A 25154-nucleotide genomic window follows, 5' to 3' on the forward strand; every position below is an offset into this window, starting at 1 on the left:
GTCAGTTGAGCGGCAAGAGGATGTCGGAGGCGGACGTCGTCGCCCGCCTGTCCGACGGCATGACCATCGGCATCGGCGGCTGGGGCAGCCGGCGCAAGCCCATGTCGATCGTCCGGGAGATCTGCCGGTCGTCGCTGAAGGATCTGACGGTGGTCTCCTACGGCGGCCCGGACGTGGGGATGCTGTGCGCGGCCGGCAAGGTCCGGCACGTGGTGTTCGCGTTCGTGTCGCTGGACACCATCCCGCTAGAGCCCTACTTCCGCAAGGCCCGCGAGTCCGGCGCCGTCACCGCCAAGCAGATGGACGAGGGCATGATGCTGCTGGGGCTGCAGGCCGCGGCCTGGCGGGTGCCGTTCCTGCCCACCCGGGTCGGGCTGGGCTCGGACCTGCAGCGCATCGACCCGTCGCTGCGCACCGTCACCTCCCCCTACCCGGCCCCCGGCGGCACCCACGAAGAGCTGATCGCCGTGCCCGCGCTGCACCTGGACGCGGCGATCGTGCACGTCAACCGGGCCGACGAGAACGGCAACGGGCAGTTCCTCGGCCCCGACCCCTACTTCGACGACCTGTTCCTGGAGGCCGCCGAGCAGCGCTTCATCTCCTGTGAGCGGATCGTCCCGACCGCCGAGCTGACCGCCTCCGCCCCGCTGCACACCCTGAAGATCACCCGGATGATGGTGGACGGGGTGGTGGAGGCCCCCGGCGGCGCGCACCCCACCTCCTGCGTCCCCGACTACCCCCGCGACGAGGCGTTCCAGAGGGACTACGCCGCCTCCGCCAAGGAGCCCGACGGCTGGGAGCGCTTCTCCAAGGAATGGATCGACGGCCTGGACGAGGCCGCCTACCAGGCGAAGCTGAAGGGGTGAGGGACGTGACCGAGCAGACCCTCCACAAGGTGCGGCGCGCCGACGTCTGCGCCGTCGCCATCGCCGACTGCTTCCGCGGCGACGGGGAGATCCTGGCCAACCCGATCGGGAACCTGCCGGTCCTGGGCGGACGGCTGGCCCGCGCCGTGCATGAGCCGCAGCTGATGATGACCGACGGGGAGGCCTACCTGACCGGCGACGTCCCGCCGCTGGGCACCGCCCCGGAGGTGATCGAGGGCTGGAACCCGTTCCGGCGGATGTTCGATGTGGTGTGGGGCGGCCGCCGGCACGTGATGATGGGCGCCAGCCAGATCGACAGGTACGGCAACCAGAACATCGCGGCGATCGGGTCCGACCCCGACAAGCCGGTGCGGCAGCTCATCGGCTTCCGCGGCGCCCCCGGCAACACCATCAACAACACCACCAGCTACTGGATCCCCAACCACAGCACCCGGGTGTTCGTGGAGAAGGTGGACCTGGTGTGCGGCATCGGCTATGACCGGGCCGCCGAGCTGGGCGAGGTGGCGCGCTTCCACAACCTGCGGCACGTCATCACCAATCTGGCCGTGCTGGACTTCGAAACCCCCGACCACCGGATGCGGCTGCGGTCGGTGCACCCGGGCGTCACGGTCGAGGACGTGGTGGCCAACACCGGTTTCGAGCTGGTCATCCCCGACCAGGTGCCCACCACCCGCACGCCCACCGACGAGGAGATGGCCGTCATCGAACGGCTGGACCCCGCGGGCCTGCGGTACCGCGAGGTGAAGGACTGATGCATCCGGCGCTGCACACCCGGGCCTGCGAGCTGTTCGGGATCAAGTACCCGATCGTCCAGACCGGCATGGGCTGGGTGTCGGGCGTGCACCTGACCGCCGCCACCGCCGCGGCCGGCGGGCTGGGCATCCTGGCCGCGGTCACCATGTCGGACGAGCAGATGCTGACGGCCGTCCGCGAGATGCGCGAGCGCACCGACGCGCCGTTCGGGGTGAACCTGCGTCCCGACCAGCCCGACATCGCCGAACGGGTCAAGGCGCTGGCCCGGGAGGGCGTGAAGGTGGTCTCCTTCGCCGGCGCCCCCACCAAGGACACCGTCTCCCGGCTGCACGACGCGGGCGTGCTGTGCATCGTCACCGTGGGGATGCGGCGGCACGCCGAGAAGGTCGCCGCGCTGGGCGTGGACGCGGTGATCGCCCAGGGCGGCGAGGGCGGCGGCCACACCGGCTCGGTGCCCACCTCGCTGCTGCTGCCGCAGGTGGTGGACGCGGTCGGCGCCGACATCCCGGTGCTGGCGGCCGGCGGGTTCCACGACGGCCGGGGGCTGGTGTCGGCGCTGGCCTACGGCGCGGACGGCATCGCCATGGGCACCCGGTTCCTGCTCACCCAGGAAAGCCGCGTGCCCGAGCCGGTCAAACGCGACCACTACCTGAAGGCCGGCGTCACCGACACGGTGGTGACGTCCGCGATCGACGGGCGTCCCCAGCGGGTCATCCGCACCCCGTTCGTGGAGGCCCTGGAGCGCCAGTCGCCGTGGCGGCGGGGAGTGCGGATCCTGCGCGCCAGCACCCGGATGAAGGAGCTGACCGGGCAGTCCCCGCTCAAGGCCGTCCGGGAGGGCCTGGCGATGCGCCGCGAGCAGGGCCTGACGTGGTTCCAGGTGGCCAGCGCCATCAACGTCCCGCTGCTGATCAAGGCGGCGCTGGTGGAAGGCCGCCCGGAGGCCGGGGTGCTGCCCACCGGGCAGGTCACCGGGGTGGTCGACGACCTGCCCACGGTCGCCGAGCTCATCGAGCGCATCATCGCCGAGGCCGAGAGCACCCTGCGGCGCCTGGAGTCCGGCAAGCGCCCGTAGTGGCCGCTCACCGGCGCGTCTTGGGCGACACCGGCACGTCCCGGTCGGTAAAAAGTCTGAGCACACGCGGTAACCATGTCCCCCTGGGCCGGTGGTCCCGCCGAGCGGGGCCACCGGCCCGGAGGGGAAATTCGGATGCTTCCGCCGGTATGCGGGGCCTACCGTGGGCTCATGGACGTGGTATTCACACGGACGGGTGAGCGTCGCTACGGGCTGACCATCGTCGCGCCGGGAGCGCCGCTCCGGGGGGCGGACCCGGCACCCGGATACGACGACTACATCCCGCACGACCTCGTCCATTACGTGATCGAGGCCGAGCTGAAGATGTCGGGGGGCCTGTACGGGCGGGCCGCCGCCGGCGGCGGGTGCTTTCTGCTGCTGGAGGAGACGCCGCAACGGCGCGGGCGGCGGCGCAGGCAACGCCAGTTGCAACGCCGCGAGGCCCACCTGCGCGAAAAGGACCACGCCGGCTCGGCGGACATGGCCCGCTCCGAGCGCCTGGCCGCACTCTGCGACATGGCCTGGCGGCTGCGCCGCTCCCCCAAGGGGCAGCCGCCCCCGTGGGTGCCCAAGCAGGAGATCTCCGCGGAGGACCGCGAGGCGGTCGAACGCGTGGTGGCCAGGCTGGATGAGATCGCCCCGCTGTGGAACGCCCTGAAGATCGGTGAATCCCTGACCTTCACCTGGCCGAACCCCCTCCCCGTCCAGGCCGCCCACCGCTGAAGGCGGCCGGGCACCGCGACGGAGGCTTCGAGAAAACGTCGCCGAGGGCGGCCGGGGGCCGCCCTCGGCATGCGGGCCGGTCAGGAGTGGGGGCAGGTGTCGCGGTACTCGCTGATCTGCCGGTTCGGCCGCGGGGCCGGGCACAGGAACTGGTCGTAGCGGGTGTCGTCGTCGACGAAACGCTTCAGCCAGGAGATCGTGAACTTGGCGACCAGGTCGGACTCGGCGGTGGGGTCCACGTGGTTGCCGCCCGCCATCTCCAGGTACGCCTTCTCCGGCACGTTGGTCATGCTGTCGTAGAAGCGTTCGGAGTGGCCGGCGACCGGGGCGACGTTGTCGTTCTCCGCGCCGATGATCAGCGTCGGGACGGTGAGGTCGCTCCAGTTCTTGGTGAGGCTCCAGGGCGCCAGCGGGATCGCGGCCCGCAGCGTGGGGCGCTTGGCCGCGGCCGCCAGGCTGCCGCCGCCGCCCATGGAGTGGCCCATCACGGCCAGCCGGCTCGGGTCGATCCGGTCGCGCACCTGGCTGCGGGTGGTCAGGTAGTCCAGCGCGGCCAGCAGCTGCTCTGAGCGTGACTCGGGGGTGTCGGTCAGGCCGTTGGTGGTCAGCGTCATGACCACGAAGCCCTGGGAGGCCAGGCGGGGGCCGAACCAGCGCACCAGGCTCTCGGGGGACAGGAACCCGGGGATGACCGCGACCGCGCCGAAGGTGCCCTGGCTCCGGTCGGTCGGGTAGAAGATGGTGCCCCGGTTGAAGCCGGCGCCGATGCCGCCGTTCACGCTGATCTCGTCGATGGCGAACGGGCCGCGCCGGGCGGTGACGCTGCGCTCGGTGGGGTCGGGGCCGCGCTGGTAGGGGTTGTCGGCGGCGTGCGCGGGGGCGGGGACGGCGGTCAGCGCGCCCACGGCGGCGACCGTGGCGGCCGCCACCGACAGCCGCCGCAGCGACCTGCGCAGTCTGCTCTTCATGGGGATCCTCTCGTCGGGAGCGGGAAGGCGAGAGGTAGCGTGCGCCCATGACGGCGGCCGCGCTTGGCAGGTGTCCGCGCATTACGCGGCGGCGAGCTGTCCGCGTCCTATAAACCCGCGGCGTATGCCCAGCTCACGCGCCTTGCCGCGGCATGTCGCGCCGCGGAGGTCTTGTGCCGGTGACCAAAGGCGATGTGCCGGCGGCCCAAAGCTCTTGGGGCAGGAGACGCCCGTCTTGAGCATCACCGGCCGTCGGGTCGGCTCACTCGGGCGGCTTGGGGCCGCCGGCGGCGGGCATGGGCTCGGTGTCGGGCGGCGGGGATGGCGGGCCGTTGTCCTCTGGTTTCAGGGCGCGCAGGCTCATGGTGACGCGGTAGGTGATGGCGGTGACGGGGACGGCCACCACGGCCCCGGCGATGCCGCCCAGCAGGGTTCCGGCGGTGACGGCGATCAGGATGACCGCCGGGTGCAGCCGCAGCGAACGGCCCTGGATCACCGGTTGCAGCAGGTTGCCCTCGGCCTGCTGGACCAGCAGCACCGCGCCCAGCGTCAGCAGCGCGTCCCCGAGGCCGTTGCTGACCAGCGCCACCAGCACCGCCACCGCCCCGGCCACGGTGGCCCCGACGATCGGGATGAACGCGGCGATGAAGGTCAGCAGGCCCAGCGGCAGCGCCAGCGGGACGCCGATGATCACCAGCGCCAGCCCGATGCCGACGCCGTCGATCACGGCGACCAGGAACGTGCCGCGGATGTAGGCGACCAGCGTCCGCCAGCCCTCCACGGCCGCCACCGCCACCCAGCCCCGGTGCCGCCGCGGCAGCTGGCTCAGCGCCCAGCGCGCCATCTTCTCGCCGTCCTTGAGCAGGAAGAACAGCAGCACCAGGGCCAGCAGCGCCGACGTCGCCCCCTGCGCGGCGGCGGTGGCCCCGCCGACCGGGTCGGGCAGCGCCTCCCGGAGGGTCCTGATCAGCCCGTCCACCGTTGAGTTGATCTGCCGTTCGCTGACCGACAGCGGCCCTTCCAGCAGCCATTGGCGGACGCGGTCCAGGCCCTCTTCGGTCTGGCGGCGCAGGCTGCTCCACTCGTTGACCACCCGGTTGGTGATCAGCGTGAAGGGCAGCGCGATGGCCCCCAGCAGGACCAGGATCCCGGCCAGCGCGGCCAGCCAGGGCGGGGTGCCGAGGCGGCGCAGCCCGCTGGAGACCGGCCCGATCAGCGCGGCCATCAGCAGCGCCGCCACCACCGCCAGCGTCAGCGGCGCCAGCCGCACCAAGACGATGACCACCAGGTAGATCGCCGCCGCGATGACCAGCAGGCTGGCCCCTACGACGGCGGTGTTGCGCAGCCCCGGCGGGACGGTGACCGGGGGGCGTTCCCGGGAGGGCGTGACGCGGGCGGCCGTGGAGCCCTTCCCCTGCGGCGCGGTGGGTTCACCGGAGGCCATGGCCTGCTCCTCACCCGGTCCGGTCGGACTCGTCGATGACGAGGACGTCGCGGTCCAGCGCGCCGGTGCGGTACACGATGCCGCCCACCGTCTGCGCCACCACCGGGGAGGTCACCAGCTGGAACAGCGCCACCAGCAGCAGCGGGGCGATGTCGGACATCGAGGTCATCTGCGCGGCCGTCCCGGCCAACACCAGCAGCAGCCCGATGGTGTGCGGCTTGGCGGCGGCGTGGATGCGGGTGACGGTGTCGGGGAAGCGCACCATGCCGAGCGCGCCGAGCGCCGAGAACGCCGCGCCGGCCGGCAGCAGCACGGCGGTGATCAGGTCGGTGACGCTCACCTGCGTTCCTCCCGCTCCCCGGCCAGGCGGGCCGCGGTGACGGTGCCCACGAAGCCCAGCAGGGCGATCACCACCAGGGAGGAGGAGTGGGCCGCCTCCCCCTGGGTGGCCGCCTGCACCGCGACCCCGCTGACCAGCAGCACCGCCAGGACGTCCAGCGCCACGATCCGGTCCAGCGGGCCGGGGCCGCGCACCATGCGCAGCAGGGTCAGCAGCGCCGCCAGCGACAGCAGCGCGTAGGTGACGGCGTAGACGACGTTCACCGGCCCTCACCTCCCGTCGGACGGCCTGACAAGGGGAACGTCCGCATCAGCCTGCGTTCGGTGTCGCGCACGTCCGCCCGTACCCGCTGGGCGTCGGTTTGATCACGGATCGGGATTCCGTGCACGTACAGCAGTGACTTGCCGCCGTCGATCTCCATCACCACCGAGCCCGGCCGCAGCGTGATGTTGTTGCTGAGCAGGATCAGCAGCACGCTGGAGCGCACCCGGTAGGGGATCTGCAGGATGCCGGCGCGCACGGCCTGCGGCCCCTGCAGCGCCAGCCGTGCGACCACCAGGCTGGAGGCCACCAGGTCGGCGAAGAACCGGCCGGTGGTGATGGCCAGCTCCAGCGGCCGGACGCGGTGGGTCTGCGGCGGCGCCGGCAGCCGCGTCACCCGGTACACCAGGGCGACCACCAGCGCCCCGGAGAGCACGACGAGCAGGTTCACCCTGCTCCACAGCGCCACCCAGATGACCAGCAGCCAGACCGCCATCGCCAGGCGGGGAGCGGAGATCTTCACGGCGCCTCCTCTCCGAGCACCGCCTGCCGGTAGGCGGTGCGGTCCAGCAGGTCGCCGGCCGCCTGCAGGGTCCAGGACGTCAGCGGCCCGGCCAGCACCGCCACCGCCAGCCCGAGCAGCACCATCCCGGCGGTCACCGCGCGCACCAGCAGGTGGCTGTAGCGCACCTGCCGGGACGGCTCCGGCTCGCCTCGCGTTTCGGGGGGCGGGGCGCCGGAGGGGCGGGGACGCCAAAAGGCCAGCGTCCAGACCCGGCTCATCGCCACCAGCGTCAGCAGACTGGCCGCCACCGCCACCCCCGCCACCAGGTAGGCCAGCGCGCGGCCGGAGCCGAACCCGGCCTGCAGCAGCGCCAGCTTGGCCACGAACCCCGACAGCGGCGGGATCCCGCTCAGGCTCATGGCGGGGACGAAGAACAGCACGGCGGTGAGCGTGGAGGTCTTCGCCAGCCCGCCCAGCCGGTCCAGCGAGGTGTGCCCGGTCTCCTCCTGCATGATGTCGCTGACCAGGAACAACGTGGCCTGCACCACGATGTGGTGGACGAGGTACAGCAGCGCCCCGGCCAGCCCGGCGACCGAGAACAGCGCCAGCCCGAAGACCATGAAGCCGATGTGGCCGACCAGGGTGAACGACAGCACCCGGTGGATGTCGTGCTGGACCAGCGCCCCCAGCATCCCCACCAGCAGCGTCAGCGCGGCCAGCACCAGCATCAGCGCGCTGGCCTCCTGGAGCGGGAACAGCAGCGTCTGGGTGCGGATCAGCGCGTAGACGGCGGTCTTGGTGAGCAGCGCCGCGAAGATCGCGGTGATCTTGGTGATGGCCACCGGGTAGCTGTCGGGCAGCCACAGGTGCAGCGGCACCACCGCGCCCTTGATCCCGAACACCACCAGGAACATCACCGCCAGCGCGGCCCGCAGCCCCGGCGGCAGGTTCTCGGTGCGGACCGACAGGTCGGCCAGGTTGACCGTGCCGGTGGCCGCGTAGGTGAAGCCGATGGCCGTCAGGAACAGGATCGAGGAGGTCAGGCTGGTGACCGTGTAGGTCATCCCGGCGTGCATGCGCGCCGGGTTGGGGGCCAGCGTCATCAGCACGTGGCTGGAGACCAGCATGACCTCAAAGCCCACGAACAGGTTGAACAGGTCCCCGGCCAGGAACGACAGGCACACCCCCGCCGCCAGCGTCAGGTAGACGGGGTAGAACAGGCTCGGCTCGGACTCGGTGTGCCCGACCACGCCCTCGCCGACCGCGTAGATCATGATCGCCAGCAGCACCACGGTGGAGACCACCAGCATCAGCGCGCTCAGCCGGTCGGCGACCAGCGTGATGCCCAGCGGCGCCGGCCAGTCCCCGGCCTGCACGCTGATCACGCCGTGGCGGGCCACCGCCGCGGCCACCGCCACGGCCACGGCCACCAGGCCGGCCAGCACCGCCATGCTCAGCGCCCGCAGCAGCCCGGCCGAGCGCCGCACCAGCAGCGACAGCGCACCGCCCGCCAGCGGCAGCGCGAACGGCAGCGGCAGCAGGACGTTCACCGCTCGTCCTCCTCGGCTTCGGCGGCGGCGTACTCTGCCTCTTCCGGGCCGCGCTCGGCGCGGATCCGGCGGTCCTCCACGTCGTCCTGCACCTCGTCTTCGCCCAGGAACACCCAGCTGCGGTAGGCCAGGGCCAGCAGGAAGGCGGTCACCCCGAAGGTGATGACGATCGCGGTCAGCGCCATGGCCTGCGGCAGCGGGTCGGTCATGGCCCCTTCGCCGTGGCCGTCCAGCAGCGGCGGCGCCCCGGCCGGGCCGCCCGCCAGCAGCAGCGCCAGGTTGGCGGCGTGGCCCAGCAGCGCGAACCCGACCACGATCCGCACCATCGACCGCTGCACCAGCATCTGAAAGCCGATCGCCAGCAGCACGCCGATCACCACGAGCAGCACCAGGCTCACCGGCGCCCTCCCGGTTCCTCCTCCAGGCTGGTGCCCAGGGTGCGGATCAGGCTCAGCACCAGCCCGAGCACCAGGCCGAACACTCCCAGGTCGAAGAACAGGGAGGTGGGCAGCTCCACGTGCCCGATCAAGGGCCAGTCGGCCCGCAGCACGGTCGTCTCCAAGAAGGCCCCGCCGGCGAGCCAGGCCGCGGCCCCCGAGCCGACCGCCAGTCCCAGGCCCCCGCCGATGAAGACCCCCGGGTTGAGCGGCATCGCGGCGGCCAGTTCGGACACCCCGCCGGCCAGGTAGCGCAGCACGAACGCCACACCCGCCACCAGCCCGGCCACGAACCCGCCGCCGGGCTCGGCGTGCCCGGCCGGCAGCAGGTAGACCGAGACGACCAGGATGGTGGGGATGAGGATCCGGGCGGTCACCGCCAGCAGCACCGGGCGGACCCCCGGCAGCGGGGTGCTGGGCGAGGCCAGCCACCGTCCGGGCTGCCGTTCCCCGGTCTCGGCCGGCCAGGGGGTGCGGTCCTCCATGCCGGTCAGCACCAGCGCCGCCACCCCCACCGCGGCCACCGCCAGGACGGTGATCTCACCGAGGGTGTCCAGGGCGCGCAGGTCCACCAGGATCGCGTTGACCACGTTGCCCGCGTCCTCTTCGGCGGCGGCCTGGATGTAGCGCGGCCCGACCGGTCGCGCCGTCCGGCTGAGCACGGCGACCAGCAGGAACAGCGCGGCGAACGCGCCGATCCCGGCGCTGACGGCGGTGGAGGCGGCCCGCAGGCCGAGCGGCCGGCGGCTCGGCGGGAACCATTCGGGCAGCCGCCGCAGCACGAACACCAGGATGATCAGCGTCAGCGTCTCCACCACCAGGGCGGTCAACGCCAGGTCGGGCGCCCCGTGCAGGACGAACAACCCCACCACGCCGTAACCGGTGGCGCTCAGCAGCAGCGCCGCCGACAGCCTGCGCCGCACCCGGGTGGCCGCCAGGGCGGCGGTCACCACCAGCACCCCCAAAACGGCCTGCATCGGGTGATCCCACAGCCGCACCCGGCCGCCGCTCCAGGCGGGCCCCGTGCCGTTGAGCAGCCCGGCCACCAGGGTCACTCCCGGCAGCGCCAGCACGGTCAGCATGATCACCGTCAGGTAGACCGGCAGCGACCCGACCTGGATGCGCCGGGTCAGCTCCCGCGCCCCCAGCAGCAGGCCGCTCAGGCAGGCGTAGTAACCGGCCTCGGCGGTGGGCAGCCGCGCCAGGCGCCGCCGCAGCGGACGCAGCCGCGGCGCCCGCAGGTACAGCCACGTCCCCAGCGCCAGGACCAGCACCGACAGCGCCAGCGGCCCCAGCCCGTGCCACAGCGCCAGCGTGTAGCCCGGTTCGGTGGTCGGCATCTGGTCGGCGTAAGGGGCGATCACCCGATGCCACACCCCGGGCCCCAGCCCGGCCAGCAGCCCGGCGACGGCGGGCACCAGAATCGGCCAGATCGCCTCCCCGGGCAGTCCTCCCACGCCCGAACGCGGGCGGTCGGGCGGTGGCGCCGACCCCTCTCCCGCGCCTGGACGTTCCGCACCCTCGCCGCGGAAGGACGTGGGGGACGGCGGTTCACCCCCGTCTGAACGCTCCGGATCACGTGGGCGATCGGGTGCGGCCGGTGGCGGCTCTCCCGCGCCCGGGTGTTCTGGGGTCTCGTCACGCGAGCGGGCAGGTGCGTCCGATGGCGGCTCGTCCGGGGCTTCGCCGGGTGCTCCGGGGCCGCCGCCGAGGCGTCGGGGTGTCCGGGCTCTTTCGCGGAGGGCGTGCCATACGGCCGTCGTGTCGGTTTTCAGTTCCGCTCCGGTCGGCTCGTCGGCGTCGCCGCCGAAGGCCGCCTGCAGGAAGCGGATTCCGTAGGCGACGGTGAACGCCGAGCCGACTGTCACACCCGCCAGCACCAGCAGGTCCGCGCCGCCGTGGGCGAACGCCTCCAGGGCGGCCTCCTTGGCCGTGAAGCCCAGGAACGGCGGCAGTCCGACCATGGACGCCACCGCCAGCGCCGTGGCCAGGGCGGTGACCGGCAGTTGCGGGCCGACGCCGTGCAGCCGGCTGCCCCGGCGGGTTCCGAACGTGCGGTCCAGGACGCCGACCGCCAGGAACATCGGGGCCTTGAACAGGCCGTGCGCCAGCAGCAGGGCGTCCCCGGCCAGCGCGGCGGTGCGGTCGCCCGCGCCGACCAGCACCATCAGCAGGCCGAGCTGGCTGATCGTCCCGTAGGCCAGCAGGCGTTTCAGGTCGTCCTGCCACAATGCCTGCCATCCGGCGGCCAGCAGGCTGACCAGGCCGACCGTCACCACCAGCGGGACCCACACCCCGGTGCCGGCGAAGCCGGGCGTCAGCCGGCCCACCAGGTACACGCCCGCCTGCACCATCGCCGCCGCGTGCAGGTAGGCGCTGATGGGGGTGGGCGCCACCATCGCCGCCGGCAGCCAGGAGTGCAGCGGCATCTGCGCCGATTTGGCGAACGCGCCCAGCAGGATCAGCACCAAGGCGGTGATGACGGCGGCGCCCTCGGGCGGGTCGGCCAGCAGCACCGAGATGGTGTAGGTGCCCGCGGCCAGGCCGAGCACCACGAACCCGGCCAGCATGACCAGCCCGAACCCGGTGGTGATCAGCAGGGCCTGGTTGGCGGCGCGGCGGTGCTCGGGGTCTTCGGGGCGGTCGGCGGCGATCAGCAGGTAGGAGCACAGGGTGGTCAGCTCCCAGAACACATACAGCACCAGGAGGTTGTCGGCCAGCACCAGGCCGGTCATCGCCCCGGCGAAGGCCACCAGCACCGAGATGATCAGCGCCGGGGGCCGGGGGAAGTACCAGGCCGAGTACACCAGCACCAGCACGCCGACGCCGCCGACCAGCAGCAGCATCACCCAGGACAGGCCGTCCAGGCGGAACTGCAGCACCAGCCCCAGTTCGGCGGCCCAGTCCACCGTCTCGGCGATCGGCTCGCCGGCGGCGACCGCCCCCGACTGCCGCACCGCCCAGATCACCGTGGCCAGGGGGGCGAGCGCCGCCACATACGGCATGGCTCTCCGGTCGTGCCGCAGCGCCCACGGCAGCAGCAGTGCCAGGACGGCGTGGAACGCCACGAGCGTCACCATGGCCGCAGGCTCCCCACCGCATCCCTCCCCAGCGCTCGCCGTGCGGCCGGTCCCTTCCGGCTGAGGACCGCAAAGCAGCCCGCATTCACGCATGTCCCCGCTCCCGGGGGCCGTCGCGTGCCTCCTGCGGGGAATTGGGCGTCCCTTGCGGCACTGTTTGCCGAGCCGTCCCGCCGCCGGGCCGGGCGGCGTAAATCACTGGCGTGATCAGCGCAAAGGCCGTTGGATCCTGTTTTCGGCCTTCCCGAACCACCGAAACGTCCTATGATCTTTCTCGGCCGGGGCGGCCCCGTCCCGGCCAGGCCCCGGGAAAGTCGGTGTTAGCCCCACCTGCCGGGGCCGTTTTGCTTTGCGGGAGGCCGCCGGCCGGGGCGTGTCGGTGCGGTCTGCCAGGATGTGCGGCGTGGGCAACCTGTATGAGTACTTCTCGGCCGCCGATGACGAGGAGGCCGCGGCGGCGCTCGGCCGCAAAGGGTGGACGCAGGACCGGGGAGCCCGCACCCTGGCCGTCAAGGGCATCGACCCGGCGGTGCAGATCGGCAGGCTGGAGGAGCTGCTGACCGGCCGCCCCTACGCGCAGATCACGGCCGACCCCCGGTTCGCCCGGCGGATCGGCCCGTCATGGGCCGACCGCGGCGTGGTCACCCTGACCGATACGCTCACCCGGGCCCTGGCGGCGGGCGAGGAGAGCGACCTGGCGCAGGTCACCGTCGACTGGTCGCAGATCGCGGAGTTCGACGGCCAGGCCGACCCCATGGACCTGGCCGAGTTCCTGTTCGAGCTGTCGGCGATCGCCGCCCGCGCCAGCGAACGCGGCCACCGCCTGTACTGCCGCTGGAGCCGGTGACCATGAGCCGAGACGAGCAGCGGCCGGCGGCGCGGCCTTTCCTGCGGGCGCTGGAGCAGTTGCACAGCGACGATCCCCGGGCGCGGGAGAGGGGCTTTGACTTCCTGCGCGAGCACGCCGACTCCTACGTGGCGGAGCTGATCGAGGCGTTCGGCCGGGAGGACGACGCCGAGATGCGCTGCCTGCTGCTGGAGCTGCTCGCCGAGGCGCGCGACCCCACGGCCCTGCCGGTGCTGGCCGAGCAGCTCGCCTGCCCGGACGAGTCCGTGCAGTTCTGGGCGGTCCGGGGCCTGGAGATGCTCGGCACCCGCGAGGCCGGCCAGGCCCTCGACCGCGCCCGCGCCGAAGGGTGGATCTTCTAGCGGGCCTTGCGCCACGCCGCCGCCACGGGCCGGGACGGGGATGCCGCAGGAGGCCGTCGGGCTCCCGTCCGCGGCGCCTTGGGCCGGGGCGTTGAAAAGGTTCAGTTGGGGAAGGCGCCGGGGTCCACCGAGCGGGTCCGGGCCTGGCCGCCCAGGACCGGGTGCAGGGTGATCCTCCAGTTGCTCCAGCGGATCTGGGTGGCGGTGTAGACGGTCTGGAAGCGCAGGCTCTCTTCGAAGCGCTGGAAGCGGCAGTCCCGGCCGAAGGAGCGGTTCTTGGGGTCCCAGGCGGAGCCGCTGGCGAAGTAGATCCGGTAGGTGCCGTCGCTGATGCCGCGCACCGTGTACGTGCCGCCCCTGCGCACGTAGACGGAGATGCGCGGGCTGCCGCCCCGGACGAGGGTGACCACGGCGTCCCCGCTGCCATTGTCGATGGTCAGACCGCCCCGTCCGCCAAGGCCGCTGGAGCGGATGAACGTCCCGTTCGAGGGGCGCGAGCTGAACTTGTGGCCGGCGGGCGGCAGCGCCAGGCCGGGCCGCTTGCCGGGCAGGACGGCGGTGACCTCGCGCAGGGCGTCGCGGAGTTCGTCGGTGGCGTCGGCCTCTCCCAGGTCGGCCCAGACCGCCGGACCGGTGCACAGATCCCGGCCCTTCACCTGCCGTTCCACGACGCCCACGGTTTTGTGGAATTCCTCCAGCGCCGTGAGCAGCCGCGGGTGCCGGCCGGCCAGTTCGGGCGGCGGGGTGATGTCGCGCAGCATGGCGGCGGCCTCGACGGCGGCCTCCTCCACGGGGGCGACCCGCCCGGCCAGCCCTTTGTACTTGCCGGCCTTGCGGAGGTCTTTGAGGGGCTTGTCCATTCGCCGCAGGGCGCTGCGCAGCGTCGCGGCGTATTCCTGAAGCGAGGCGGGCTGCGGGGTGGAGACGGTCGGCGTGTCCAAGCCCGCCGGTGTCTGGGAGATCGCTGTCCCGGTGGTCCCGGCGTCCTGGGTGCAGGCCCCCACGAGCAGCATGCCCGCCGCCACCGCCGCCGTGCCGCACATGCGGCTTCTTCTGCTCCGGAGGAGACTCCCGGACGCCCTTTCCCTGCCTTTCTGTGTCACTTCATCACGATCCGCCAAGCCCAGCCGTCCGATATAGGTATTTGTCCGCAGAACACAACTCAGGATGTGGCCGGATCCGGCCGTTCTCCGCCGGGGAGGATGAACGGCGGCTTCACCGAACGACGGCATGCGCACAAGCCGCACCACAAGACGTCAGACGACTCGCCGGGCACAAAGGGCGACCACAGGCACCCGTCTGCAGAATCACGGGCCGAAACACGGCCGCATCCGGCCGTCTCCGCCAGGGCGGATGGGCAAAGGTCCCGCCGAACGGCGGCGCGCAAGCAAACCGCGACGCAAGACACCGAGCAGAACCGAACGGGCATAAGCACCCGCCCGCAGCCCACGGCACAGAACGCGACCGGATCCGGCCATCCCCCAGGCGAGCGGATGTGCAGACGGGCGGCGACATGTGACCAGGTCGCGATGCGCATGAGAGAGATTCGCGCGTTGTGCGGAAATATCAGGCGGCGGGCCTCCGCGACCTCGATCAGAGGATTTTCTGCGGATTTCAGACGATGCCCGCCAATACGATCATGATCATGACACGACGCCTCCTGTTCGCCGGTGTCGGCTTGTCGCTCGCCATTGCCGTACCGGCCACCGCCCTGCCCGCCCACGCCGCACCGACCCCCGCTTGGCGGCCGGTGTATCAGACGCCCGCCGGCGACGGTCACGGCGGGTTCGACGACGTCTTCGCGCTGGGCCCCAAGAAGGCCTGGGCGGTCGGGTCGCACCAGAGCGGAGGGCTCATCCGGTTCGCGCAGTGGAACGGCACCGCCTGGCGGCCGGTGGAGGTTCCCTCTTCCGTCTACTCCGGCCTGCGCTCCCCGGCGCTGCACACCGTCACCGCCTCCTCGCCCGCCAACGTGTGGGCCTTCGGGGACGCCCGCCGGGGCGGCGCCGACGTGGGGTTCGCGCTCCGCTGGAACGGCACCTCATGGACCCGCAAGGTCTTCGCCGCCGGGATGCGGATCAGCGACGCGGCCTTCGTGGGCAAGCAGCTCTGGATCACCGGTTCCCGCTGCACCAGCAGCGGCTGCCAGGGCTTCATCCGCCGGTTCGACGGGAAGGCGTGGCGGGCCGTCCCGCTGCCCAAGGTGAAGACCAAGGGGAAGCGGATCGGTTTCAACCGGCTGAGCCCGCGCCCCGGCGGCGGCGTCTGGGCGGCCGGCTCCGTCCATTCCACCTCCGCGCCCGTCTCGACGCCGGTAGTGGCGTACTGGAACGGCAAGAAGTGGAAGACCCTCCCCAAGCCCAAGGTCTCGCTGCGCAAGGGCCTGGCCTACGGCTTCACCGACCTTGCGGCGCAGGGCTCGAAGACCGTATGGGCCACCGCGACCGTCCTCTCCCCGGGCGAGGGCAGCACCTACGCGGGCCTGCTGCTGCGCTGGAACGGCAAGAAGTGGAAGCACTTCCGCATCAAGGACAAGCAGGGAATCGCCAAGTTCGCCCCCGACGGCAAGAAGGGCTTCTGGCTGCTCAACGGCTCCCACCGCGCTTTGCTGCACTTCAACGGCGGCAAGGTGGACCGCCGCTACGCCCCGAAGGCCGGCGGCAAGAACGGCCGGGCGTTCGGGTTGACCCGCATCCCCGGCACACGCTCCCTGTGGGCGGTCGGTGTCGCCGGTGAACGCGGCACCGTCTGGAAGTACGGCCCCTGACCGCCTCTTCAGGGATCAGAACGCGGTCGTCGCCCAGGGGCGCGCAGGAGTCGTTCCCGCGCGCCCCGGGCGGATCGCCGCGGGTCAGGTCAGGCCGCCGCGGCTGATGAGCTGCTTGATGATGACGTTGCGCTGGATCTCGTTGGTGCCCTCCCCGACGATCATCAGGGGGGCGTCGCGGAAGTAGCGTTCGACGTCGAACTCGGTGGAGTAGCCGTAGCCGCCGTGGATGCGGATGGCGTTCAAAGCGATCTCCATGGCGGTCTCGGAGGCGAACAGCTTGGCCATGCCGGCCTCCATGTCGCAGCGCTCGCCGGAGTCGTAGCGTTCGGCGGCGTGCAGCAGCAGGCGGCGGGCGGCGGTCAGCTTGGTGGCCATGTCGGCCAGGTAGTTGCCGATGGACTGGTGCTGCCAGATCGGCTTGCCGAAGCTTTCGCGCTGCCGGGCGTAGCGGAAGGCGTCGTCGAAGGCGGCGCGGCCGACCCCGGTGGCGCGGGCGGCGACCTGGATGCGGCCGATCTCCAGGCCCTTCATCATCTGCGCGAACCCTCGCCCCTCCCGGCCGCCGAGCAGGGCGGTGCGGGGGACGCGGCAGTCTTCGAAGGCCAGCTCGCAGCTTTCGACGCCCTTGTAGCCGAGCTTGGGCAGGTCGCGGGAGACGGTCAGGCCGGGGACCTTCTCCACCAGCAGGATGCTGATGCCCTTGTGCGCGGGCCGGGCCTCGGGGTCGGTCTTGCACAGCAGGGCGATCAGGCCGGCGCGGCGGGCGTTGGTGATCCAGGTCTTGGCGCCGTTGATGACGTAGTGGTCCTCATCGAGGGTGGCCGTGGTCCGCATGGCCTGCAGGTCGGAGCCGCCGCCGGGCTCGGTCAGCGCCATCGCGGCGCGCAGCTCCCCGGTGGCCATGCGCGGCAGGTAGCGGCGTTTCTGCTCCTCGGTGCCGAAGTCGCAGATCAGCTTGGAGACCACGGTGTGGCCGCCCATCGCCCCGGCCAGGCTCATCCACCCGCGGGCCAGCTCCTCGGTGACCAGGGCGAAGCAGGGGGTGGAGACCTTGGTCTCCCCGTACGGCTCGGGGATGGCCAGCCCGAAGATCCCCAGGCGTTTCATCTGCTCGATGAGGTCTTCGGGGTAGGCGTTGGCGTGCTCCAGGTCGCGGGCGACCGGGCGGACCTCGCGATCGACGAACTCGCGGACGGTCTCGACGATCGCGCGCTCTTCGGGGGCCAGCTCGTAGCCGATCATGACAGTTCCACCTCCGCCTGCGCCCGGGCCTGCCCGGCGGCGTCCACCACGGCCAGCCTCCCGTCCGGCCCGCCGGTCACCAGCACCGCCTCCCCGGCGAACACCGGACGGCGGAACCGGTAGGCAAGGCCCGTCACCCGCCGCCCGGGGGCGTTGCGGCGCGGCAGCTCGGCCATCAGGACGGCCAGCAGCGGGCCGTGCACGACCAGGGCGGGGAAGCCCTCCGCGTCCCGGGTGTAGGGCAGGTCGTAGTGGATGCGGTGGGCGTTGGCGGTCAGCGCGCTGAACCGGAACAGCAGCGGCGGCTCGGCCGTCAGCGGCAACTGCCAGGGGTCCGGTGAGGAGGGCGTCCCGCTTTGCAGCTCGTGCCGGGCGGGCGCCGAACCCGACCGGTACACCAGGTCCTGCTCGTCGGTGACGCGCAGCTCGCCGTCCTGCCGGATCTCATGCCGGACGGTCACGAACAGCAGCTCGCCCGCCCGGCCCTGCTTGACGTTCACCCCGGCGAGGACGGACGTGCGCTCGGCCACCCTCCCCACCCGCAGCGGCGCGTGCACCCGCAGCCGGCCCCCGGCGAACATCCGGGTGCGCTCGGGAATCGGCGGCAGAAAGTGCCCGCGCGCCGGATGCCCGTCGGCCCCCAGCTCCGCTTGGGGCACCCATTCCAGGAAGTACAGCCAATGCCACAGCGGCGGCAGTTCTTCCCCGGCTTCGGGCGCGTCCCCGGGCCGGTCGAGCACCGCGGCCAGCGCCGCCGCCGGCCCGGGCGGCAGCTCGTCCGTCACGGTCTGCGGCCCCGGGTTCCACCCGTCCACGTGCGCGGCAAGCCCTTCGCTCACCTCACCGGCCTCCCGATGCCCGCGGCCCCGCCCCCATGGCGGAGCCCTTCACCACTTCCCACATCCCGCCGGGACTCCCGCGCTCCCGGCGCACGGGCCGCCGTTTCCAGGCGGCGGCAGCCTTGCAAACGACCGGCTCTCGGACGCATCCGCCTGTCCACCGGGCCTTCCACGCGCATCGATCGTGGGCGGCCTATTCCCGCTCTCCGATCACGCGGCGGGCGCGCAGGTCGTCCAAGGCGTCCTTGGGCAAAGAGAGCAGTTCGCCGAGGACTTCGTCGGTGTGCTGGCCCAGCAGGGGCGCCGGGGCGGGAGGCCGCTGGAGACCGCCGAGCACCAGGGGCGAGCCGGGGGCCAGGTGGCGGCCGATGCCGGGCTGGTCCAGCTCCCCGATCAGCGGTTCGGCGCGCAGGGCGGCGCTGTCGTCGGCCACCAGTTCGGCGAAGTCGCGGTACCGGGCCCACAGCACGGAGGTGCCCTGGAACGCCTCTTCGATCTGGCCGCAGGTGCGGGCGGCGAACCAGGGGGTGAAGATGCCGCACAGCGCCTCCCGGTAGGTGTAGCGGTCGGCGGCTTTGGTGAAGTCGGCGCCCAGGGCCCGTTCCAGGGCTTCGGCGACCTCGCCCAGGCCGGTGGCGGCGAGCAGGTCGCGCCAGTGCCGGGCCGAGAGGGTCAGCACCAGGACGCGCCGGCCGTCGCCGGTGGCGAAGTCGCGTCCGAAGTCGCCGAAGAGGTGGTTGCCGATGCGCCGCCGCGGCTCGCCGAACTGGGCTTCGGCCAGGTAGCCGAGGTTGCCGGCGGTGGCCAGCGCCACGTCGCTGAGGGCGACCTCCAGGTACTGCCCGGCCCCGGTGCGCAGCCGCTGCCGTTCGGCGGCCAGCAGCCCGACCGCCAGGTACAGCCCGCAGGCGATGTCCCAGGCCGGCAGCACGTGGTTGACCGGCCCGTCGTGGTCTTCCGGACCGGTCACCAGCGGGAAGCCCAAGGCGGCGTTCACGGTGTAGTCCACGGCGTTGCCGCCGCCGCGCTTGCCGACGAGCTGCACGTAGATCAGGTCCGGCCGCCGCTCCCGCAGCTGTTGGTAGGTCAGCCCGTCCCGCCGGGGCGCGTTGGTGAGGACGATCCCGCTCTCGGCGATCAGATCGGCGACGATCTTGCGCCCTTCGGCCGACCGCAGATCCACGGTGACCGACCGTTTGCCCTTGTTGAGCCCGGCCCAGTAAAGGCTCCGCCCGGACGGCGCCAGCGGCCACCGGTCGATGTCGGGCCCGCCACCGATCTGGTCGACCCGGATCACGTCCGCCCCGAGCTGGGCCAGTGTCATCCCACCCAGCGGCGAGGCCACGAAGCTGGACAGCTCGACCACCCGCATCCCGTCCAGCGGCAGTCCCATCGCGCTCGCCTCACCGGCCACCGGCACCCCTCCACGGCTCGGGGACGTCTCCAGACCGCGGCACGCTCCTGGAGATTCTGGATTCTATAGAATATCCACACGCTTTCCAGAGCCCCCGGCGCCCCGCCCGGTCCAGAATCGACAGGACGTCGGCGGGAGGGAGAAACGGTGCCCGGCAAACGCCCAGCAGCCCCCAACGGTCCCCGCACCACGCCCGGACCGGCCGTCCCGCATGCCGCCCCCGCACACCCCGCCGCGGAAATCGCGCGCCGGCCCGCGCTGGACGGCAGGCAGCTCAGCGAACGGGTCGCCGGGCATGTGCGGGAGGCCATCATGATCGGCGAACTGCGCGCCCCCGCCTACATCCGCACCGAGCACCTGGCCGCCGAACTGGGCGTCAGCGCCACCCCGGTGCGGGAGGCCCTGATGATCCTGCACAGCGAGGGCGCCGTCCGCTGGGAGCCCCGCCGCGGTTTCCGCGTGCTGCCGCTGACCGAACGCGACGTGGCCGACCTGTTCGACGTCCAGGCCCACCTCGCCGGCGAACTGGCCGCCCGCGCCGCCACCGCCCTGCCGGAGGAGGAGCTGGACCGTCTGGAAGGCGTCCAATCCCGCCTGGAGCAGGCCGCCCGCGACGGCGACGCCGAGCTGGTCGACCGGCTCAACCACGAGATCCACCGGACGATCAACCGCTCCTCCGGGTCGCACCGGCTGACCGCGCTGCTGAAGTCGACCGTCCACTACGTGCCGCTGCGCTTCTTCGGCACCGTCGAAGGCTGGCCCGAGGCCTCGGCCCGCGACCACGCCCCCATCCTGGCCGCGCTGCGCGCCCGCGACCCCGAGGCCGCCCGCACCGCCATGTCCGCCCACATCCGCCACGTCGGCCGCCTGCTGATCGACCACCTGCGCGCCCGGGGCGTCCTGGAGAAGTCGGCATCGCAGTGAGGTTTTTCAACGAAAGCCACGGTCAAGCACGGCCCGGCGCGGTTTGCATGCCGAGCACTGTTCGTCCCTTTACCCCCGAGAAAGGGTCCACTTGCCAACGGCGTCCGAAACCCGAAGAAACCCCCCAACGGCAACGTTCACGCCGATAATCTGATCTTGCCGAGATCCCGTGCAGGATCCTCGTGAAGCATGGGAGCAGACCTTGGGCGCTGACGGCGCCGTCCCGACCGACATCCCCACCGACGTGCCGACCTCCGCCCGGGTTTACAACTGGCTCCTGGGCGGCAAGGACAACTTCGAAATCGACCGGCAGTTCGTGCGGGACACCATCCGCCTCACCCCGCACGTCCTCGACGCCGCCCGAGCGAACCGGCTGTTTCTGTACCGGGTGGTGCGCTACCTGGCGGCCGAGGCCGGCATCCGCCAGTTCATCGACCTGGGCTGCGGCCTGCCCACCGACAACAACACCCACCAAGTCGCCCAAAAGCACGCACCCGACGCCCGGGTCGTCTACGTGGACATCGACCCGATCGTGCTCGCCCATGCCCGCGCCCTGCCGGCCGGGGACGGCTCCACCGTGGTCATCACCGCCGACATGCACGACCCCGAGGCCATCCTGGAGCACCCCGACACCAAGCGCCTGATCGACTTCAGCGAGCCGCTGGCCGTGCTGTACCTGTCGGTCGGCCACCACCTGCCCGACTCCGACGACCCCCACACCGTCCTGCACACCTACATCGACCGCGCCGTCCCCGGCAGCCACCTGGCCTTCACTCAGATCGTCAGCACCCTCCCCGCCGAACGGCGCGCCGAACTGGACGCCATCGTCCCTCCCAACATCCCCTGGCAGACCCGCAGCCCCGAAGAGGTCGACGCGCTGCTGCTGGGGCACGGCCTGGAGCCGGTCGAACCGGGCCTGGTCGACATCAACAACTGGCGCCCCGACCCCAACCAGCCGCCTCTGGCCCCCGTTCCCGAAGAGCTGAAAACTTACGAGGGCGCCTCCAAGCTCCACAAGGAACTGTTCGAGTACGGCGGGCTGTTCCGAAAGCCGTGACCTGAAACGACGGGGCGCCCGGAATTTGAACGTTCTCGCCGCACGGCCCCAGGGGGCCAGGCCCGGATGTCTCCCGCGGAGCGAGGTGCCCGCCTTGACACGTGGACGCGCATCCACCAGATGCGGCCGGTTACGGCCAAGGAATCCTCAGAAGGGGGAACTTGCGCGTTTTCCGAACGCGTGTGGTTGATCATGAAAGCATGACGGGGCGCGTACCGGCACGGGTCTGCGGTGGCCGGGCCGTTCACCGGACGGCACGGCGAGGGGAGCGGACAGCGGCCACCGCGAGCGCCGGCCACGGGAAAACGGCCGGCCGCCTGCGGTGGGGACGCCACCGGAACCATCCCCACCGCGGGCGAAAGGCCCCTGCGAGGGCGCGGTGGTGAAGCGGCCACGACGCAGCCCGGCCCCGAAGGACCCGCCGGGCTCTGCGGGCGGCGACGCCGCTCCGTCCTCAGGCACCACGGCGGACGCCCCGGGAGCGGTGGCGATCGGCAAGGACAACTGGGGCATCGTGTCCACCGGCCCGAACGCCACCAACGTCCAAACGGTGCTGCCGCCGGAGGCGCTGCGGCCGGTCAGTGAGGTGACGGCCCCGTCCCGGCTGGTGAATGTCCCTTCCGCCGCGCGGCTGTTCGTCGGCCGCCACGACGATCTGACCGCTCTGCAAACAGCACTGGACGAGTCCGAAGATCCGGTGGTGGTGCACGGCCTGGGCGGGGTGGGCAAGTCCACCCTGGCCGCCCGCTACGCCACCGCCCAGGCCGACCGGCGCAACCCGGTGTGGTGGATCACCGCCGACACCCCGCCTCCCTGCAAGCCGGACTGGCCGCCCTCGCCACCGCCTTGCAACCGGAACTGACCCGGGCGCTGCCGCTGGAGGCGCTGGCGGAACGCGCGCTGACCTGGCTGAGCTGCCAGAACGACTGGCTGCTGGTGTTGGACAACGTCACCGACCCCGCCCACCTGACCCCCGTGCTGGACCGCGCCCTGAGCGGACGGGTACTGATCACCAGCCGGCTCGGCACCGGCTGGCACCGCCTGGGCGCCCGCGTCCTGCACCTGGACGTGCTCACCCCCGCCCAGGCGGTCGAGCTGCTGGCCCGCATCACCACCGGAGGCACCGACCGCCACGATCCCGCCCTGGAGGGCGCAGCCGACCTGGTCGAAGAACTGGGATGCCTGCCGCTGGCGATCGAACAGGCCGCCGCCTACCTCCACCAGACCCGGCTCACCCCACGGGCCTACCTGGAACTGCTGTCCCGACAGCCGGCGGCGATGTTCGACCAGGCCGCCGCAGGCGGCGACCCCGAACGCACCATCGCCCGCCTCTGGCGACTCACCCTGGCCCGGCTGACCAAGGTCCCCCATGCTTTGCAGGTGCTGCGGGTGCTGGCCTGGTACGGCGCCGAAGCCGTCCCCCGCACTCTGCTCTCCCCGCTCGCCGCCCCCGCCGAGCTCACCACGGCGCTCAGGGCACTGGCCGCCTACAACATGATCACCCTCACCCCGCAGACGGTCACCGTGCACCGCCTGGTGCAGGCCGTTACCCGCGCCCCCGACCCCACCGACCCGCACCGCCGTCCCACCGACATCGACCAGGCCCGCCACCAGGCCATCGACCTGCTCGGCCAAGCCCTGCCCCCCGACCATCAAGACCCGACGCACTGGCCCGCCTGGCGCACGCTGCTCCCCCACATAGACGCCCTGGCCGCTCGCACCACCGTCGACGACGACGGCCTCGCCCTCCTGCTCAACGAGGCCGGCACGTTCTTGCACGACCAAGGAGCGATCCATCGCGCCATCGCCTACCACCGGCGCGCCCTGACGGACTTTCAGCGGCTGCTGGGTGACGACCACCCGCTCACGCTGACTTCCCGCAACAACCTGGCACTGGCCTACCAGACAACCGGCGATTCAAAGCGCGCCATCCCGCTTCTGGAACAAACCCTCGCCGATAAGGCACGCGTACTGGGCGCCGACCACCCCCATACTCTGACCACCCGCAACAACCTCGCCCTCGCCTACCAGGAAGCCGGAGATCTCAAACGCGCCATCCCGCTTCTGGAACAGGCACTCACCGATAAAGAACGAGTACTGGGCGACGACCACCCGCGCTTCCCGCGACTATCTCGCCGACACCTACCGACAAGCCGAAGAGAGCAAACGAGCCATTTCCCCCTTCCCCCTGGAGGGGCATGGCCGATGATGAAACCATGACGAGACGTGGGCTGGTATGGGCCGGCACCGCCCTACTGATGGCGGCTCTGATCGGACTGGGCGCGTACTTCGCCACGGTAGGCCTGGACAAGGCCGACAAGTGGGCCAGCGTGATCGGAGTCTTCATAGCGATCATCGGCCTGGCAGTGGCGGTGGCCGGCCTGTTCACCGGCCAAAACACCACCGAACAAGCCCCACCCCAGGTGTCGGCCTCGGGAGAACGCTCGGTCGCCATCGGCGGCGACAACACCGGAACCATCTCCACCGGAGACGGAACAACCAACACCCGATCCCCATGAGACCGCCCCGGTGAAACCACCACGGCACAGACGAACCCCGGATGCCCCCCGCGAAGGACACGGCCCCAGATAAAGACGCCCAGACTCGTCCACGCGGAACACCGGCAAAGATCACAGCAAACGCCTCAAGAACAGCAGCGATCGGCGAGAACAACCGGGACATCGCGTCCCCCGAGCCGTATGTGAAGCAGAACGCGCTGATGCCGCTCATCAGTAGCGTCAACAGCGTCTCCTCCAAAACGGTTGCAGCGGCACGGTTGGATGGTGGAGATGCCTTCGTCGTCTTCTTCCAGTGCGCGGGCCGCGCGGCAGCGGCTGGCGGATCAGTTGCGTGAGCTTCGCATGGCCGCGGGGATCTCCGGTGTGGAGTTCGCCCGGCGGGCGGGTTGGCGGGACTCGTCGAACGTCTCGAAGATCGAGCGGGGTGTGCGTCCGGCGTCGGCGGAGCATGTGCGGCTGTGGTGCGCGATCTGCGGGGCGTCGGAGCAGCGTTTGAACGAGCTGCTGGCGGAGCAGGCCGCCGTCGAGCGGATGTGGCTGACCTACCGGCAGCTCAACCGCGGCGGCCTCAAGGGTGCTCAGGAGTCGGTGCGGGACCGGTACGAGCGGGTCAAGCTCATGCGGGTCTACTGTGCGCACGTGATCCCCGGCCTGCTGCAGACGCGGGCGTACACGACGGCGGCACTGCAGTCGATCCGCGTCGAGCAGCACGTCGAGGTGGACGACGTCGCCGAGGCGGTGGCAGAGCGGATGGACCGGCAGCGGGTGCTGCGGCGGCCGGACGCCCGGTTCGTGTTCGTGCTGGAAGAGCAGGTCCTGCATCACCGGGTCGTCCCGGCCGACGTGCACGCCGAACAGTTGGAGCATCTGCTGGCGATGGCGCGGTGGCCCTCGGTATCGCTGGGGATCATCCCGCTGGACGCCGACCGCACGCTGGACGACGGGCATCGGGTGTGGCCGGAGCACACCTTCATCATCAGCGACACCGAGCTGGTCACCGTGGAGCTGGTGTCGGGGTTTCTGTCGGTGTCCCAGCCATCGGAGATCGCCGATTACCTGGCGGCCTGGAAGCGGCTGACGTCGCTGTCCGTCACGGGAGAGAAGGCCCGGCGGATCATTACCAGAGTCCGCGAATCGCTTGACGCCTGAAGCCGGCG

The 25154-nt window shown here is 71.8% G+C and carries 26 protein-coding genes; 14 read left to right on the top strand and 12 right to left on the bottom strand.

Annotation, left to right across the window (positions count from 1 at the left end):
* The first annotated feature begins 20 nt into the window (after window positions 1-20).
* From TCUR_RS22690 to TCUR_RS22705, 4 genes are all read left to right on the top strand, one after another.
* Window positions 21-866, top strand: a complete 846-nt coding sequence (locus tag TCUR_RS22690; RefSeq protein ID WP_012854922.1) for a CoA transferase subunit A — start codon at window positions 21-23, stop codon at window positions 864-866.
* Between the two features lie 5 nt (window positions 867-871).
* Window positions 872-1639, top strand: coding sequence for a CoA-transferase subunit beta (locus tag TCUR_RS22695; protein WP_012854923.1), 768 nt, complete (start codon window positions 872-874; stop codon window positions 1637-1639).
* Window positions 1639-2715, top strand: coding sequence for an NAD(P)H-dependent flavin oxidoreductase (locus tag TCUR_RS22700; RefSeq protein WP_012854924.1), 1077 nt, complete (start codon window positions 1639-1641; stop codon window positions 2713-2715). Before TCUR_RS22695 ends, TCUR_RS22700 begins: the two co-directional genes overlap by 1 nt.
* A gap of 171 nt (window positions 2716-2886) precedes the next feature.
* On the top strand, window positions 2887-3438 hold the full coding sequence (locus TCUR_RS22705; protein WP_041440288.1) for a hypothetical protein: 552 nt from the start codon (window positions 2887-2889) through the stop codon (window positions 3436-3438).
* An 80-nt stretch (window positions 3439-3518) separates the two neighbouring features.
* Here the strand turns inward: TCUR_RS22705 and TCUR_RS22710 are convergent, their stop codons facing one another.
* The 8 genes from TCUR_RS22710 to mbhE all read right to left on the bottom strand — a co-directional run bounded on the left by TCUR_RS22710 (window position 3519) and on the right by mbhE (window position 12023).
* Window positions 3519-4406, bottom strand: coding sequence for a poly(ethylene terephthalate) hydrolase family protein (locus TCUR_RS22710; protein ID WP_012854926.1), 888 nt, complete (start codon window positions 4404-4406; stop codon window positions 3519-3521).
* A gap of 262 nt (window positions 4407-4668) precedes the next feature.
* The gene (locus tag TCUR_RS22715; RefSeq protein WP_012854927.1) at window positions 4669-5850 is read right to left on the bottom strand and encodes an AI-2E family transporter; all 1182 of its coding nucleotides are present in this window, start codon (window positions 5848-5850) and stop codon (window positions 4669-4671) included.
* A 10-nt stretch (window positions 5851-5860) separates the two neighbouring features.
* Window positions 5861-6190, bottom strand: coding sequence for a cation:proton antiporter (locus tag TCUR_RS22720; protein WP_012854928.1), 330 nt, complete (start codon window positions 6188-6190; stop codon window positions 5861-5863).
* Window positions 6187-6453, bottom strand: a complete 267-nt coding sequence (locus tag TCUR_RS22725; RefSeq protein WP_012854929.1) for an MrpF/PhaF family protein — start codon at window positions 6451-6453, stop codon at window positions 6187-6189. The genes TCUR_RS22720 and TCUR_RS22725 overlap by 4 nt, the downstream gene beginning before the upstream one ends.
* Window positions 6450-6974 (bottom strand): Na+/H+ antiporter subunit E, encoded by a 525-nt coding sequence (locus TCUR_RS22730; protein ID WP_012854930.1) that lies wholly within the window; start codon window positions 6972-6974, stop codon window positions 6450-6452. The genes TCUR_RS22725 and TCUR_RS22730 overlap by 4 nt, the downstream gene beginning before the upstream one ends.
* Window positions 6971-8506, bottom strand: coding sequence for a Na+/H+ antiporter subunit D (locus tag TCUR_RS22735; protein WP_012854931.1), 1536 nt, complete (start codon window positions 8504-8506; stop codon window positions 6971-6973). Before TCUR_RS22735 ends, TCUR_RS22730 begins: the two co-directional genes overlap by 4 nt.
* Window positions 8503-8904 (bottom strand): Na(+)/H(+) antiporter subunit C, encoded by a 402-nt coding sequence (locus tag TCUR_RS22740; protein ID WP_012854932.1) that lies wholly within the window; start codon window positions 8902-8904, stop codon window positions 8503-8505. The genes TCUR_RS22735 and TCUR_RS22740 overlap by 4 nt, the downstream gene beginning before the upstream one ends.
* Window positions 8901-12023, bottom strand: coding sequence for a hydrogen gas-evolving membrane-bound hydrogenase subunit E (gene mbhE / locus TCUR_RS25195; protein WP_012854933.1), 3123 nt, complete (start codon window positions 12021-12023; stop codon window positions 8901-8903). Before mbhE ends, TCUR_RS22740 begins: the two co-directional genes overlap by 4 nt.
* Before the next feature lie 403 nt (window positions 12024-12426).
* Between mbhE and TCUR_RS27245 the strand changes: the two genes are divergently transcribed.
* Both TCUR_RS27245 and TCUR_RS27250 read left to right on the top strand, forming a co-directional pair.
* Entirely contained in the window at window positions 12427-12870 is a 444-nt protein-coding gene (locus TCUR_RS27245; RefSeq protein WP_012854934.1) for a hypothetical protein, read from the top strand.
* Between the two features lie 2 nt (window positions 12871-12872).
* Window positions 12873-13232, top strand: a complete 360-nt coding sequence (locus TCUR_RS27250) for a HEAT repeat domain-containing protein (RefSeq protein ID WP_012854935.1) — start codon at window positions 12873-12875, stop codon at window positions 13230-13232.
* Between the two features lie 101 nt (window positions 13233-13333).
* On the opposite strand, the gene TCUR_RS22760 is transcribed toward TCUR_RS27250, so the two are convergent.
* A complete protein-coding gene (locus tag TCUR_RS22760) occupies window positions 13334-14275 on the bottom strand; it encodes a hypothetical protein (RefSeq protein WP_012854936.1) in 942 nt (313 codons plus the stop codon).
* A 602-nt stretch (window positions 14276-14877) separates the two neighbouring features.
* Here TCUR_RS22760 and TCUR_RS22765 point away from each other — a divergent pair.
* On the top strand, window positions 14878-15999 hold the full coding sequence (locus TCUR_RS22765) for a hypothetical protein (protein WP_148233096.1): 1122 nt from the start codon (window positions 14878-14880) through the stop codon (window positions 15997-15999).
* A gap of 84 nt (window positions 16000-16083) precedes the next feature.
* Here TCUR_RS22765 and TCUR_RS22770 read toward each other — a convergent pair whose 3' ends face one another.
* From TCUR_RS22770 to TCUR_RS22780, 3 genes are all read right to left on the bottom strand, one after another.
* The gene (locus TCUR_RS22770) at window positions 16084-17244 is read right to left on the bottom strand and encodes an acyl-CoA dehydrogenase family protein (protein ID WP_012854938.1); all 1161 of its coding nucleotides are present in this window, start codon (window positions 17242-17244) and stop codon (window positions 16084-16086) included.
* On the bottom strand, window positions 17241-18083 hold the full coding sequence (locus TCUR_RS22775) for an HTD2 family dehydratase (RefSeq protein WP_012854939.1): 843 nt from the start codon (window positions 18081-18083) through the stop codon (window positions 17241-17243). Before TCUR_RS22775 ends, TCUR_RS22770 begins: the two co-directional genes overlap by 4 nt.
* Window positions 18084-18276: 193 nt before the next feature.
* On the bottom strand, window positions 18277-19497 hold the full coding sequence (locus TCUR_RS22780; RefSeq protein ID WP_245536921.1) for a CoA transferase: 1221 nt from the start codon (window positions 19495-19497) through the stop codon (window positions 18277-18279).
* 147 nt (window positions 19498-19644) lie between these two features.
* Here TCUR_RS22780 and TCUR_RS22785 point away from each other — a divergent pair, with 147 nt between their 5' ends.
* The 7 genes from TCUR_RS22785 to TCUR_RS22805 all read left to right on the top strand — a co-directional run bounded on the left by TCUR_RS22785 (window position 19645) and on the right by TCUR_RS22805 (window position 25146).
* On the top strand, window positions 19645-20421 hold the full coding sequence (locus TCUR_RS22785; protein ID WP_012854941.1) for a GntR family transcriptional regulator: 777 nt from the start codon (window positions 19645-19647) through the stop codon (window positions 20419-20421).
* Window positions 20422-20623: 202 nt separating this feature from the next.
* Window positions 20624-21478, top strand: coding sequence for an SAM-dependent methyltransferase (locus tag TCUR_RS22790; RefSeq protein WP_012854942.1), 855 nt, complete (start codon window positions 20624-20626; stop codon window positions 21476-21478).
* A gap of 484 nt (window positions 21479-21962) precedes the next feature.
* On the top strand, window positions 21963-22340 hold the full coding sequence (locus TCUR_RS25200) for an AAA family ATPase (protein WP_052305595.1): 378 nt from the start codon (window positions 21963-21965) through the stop codon (window positions 22338-22340).
* Window positions 22265-23698 carry a tetratricopeptide repeat protein gene (locus TCUR_RS22795; protein WP_148233097.1) on the top strand — a complete coding sequence of 478 codons (1434 nt, stop codon included), beginning with the start codon at window positions 22265-22267 and terminating at the stop codon, window positions 23696-23698. The genes TCUR_RS25200 and TCUR_RS22795 overlap by 76 nt, the downstream gene beginning before the upstream one ends.
* Window positions 23677-23997, top strand: coding sequence for a hypothetical protein (locus TCUR_RS22800; RefSeq protein WP_148233098.1), 321 nt, complete (start codon window positions 23677-23679; stop codon window positions 23995-23997). The genes TCUR_RS22795 and TCUR_RS22800 overlap by 22 nt, the downstream gene beginning before the upstream one ends.
* 41 nt (window positions 23998-24038) lie before the next feature.
* Window positions 24039-24332 (top strand): hypothetical protein, encoded by a 294-nt coding sequence (locus tag TCUR_RS27255; protein ID WP_169313053.1) that lies wholly within the window; start codon window positions 24039-24041, stop codon window positions 24330-24332.
* A 7-nt stretch (window positions 24333-24339) separates the two neighbouring features.
* The gene (locus TCUR_RS22805) at window positions 24340-25146 is read left to right on the top strand and encodes a helix-turn-helix domain-containing protein (RefSeq protein WP_052305597.1); all 807 of its coding nucleotides are present in this window, start codon (window positions 24340-24342) and stop codon (window positions 25144-25146) included.
* The last annotated feature ends 8 nt before the right edge of the window (window positions 25147-25154 follow it).

It is taken from the genome of Thermomonospora curvata DSM 43183, assembly GCF_000024385.1.
Lineage (GTDB): Bacteria > Actinomycetota > Actinomycetes > Streptosporangiales > Streptosporangiaceae > Thermomonospora > Thermomonospora curvata.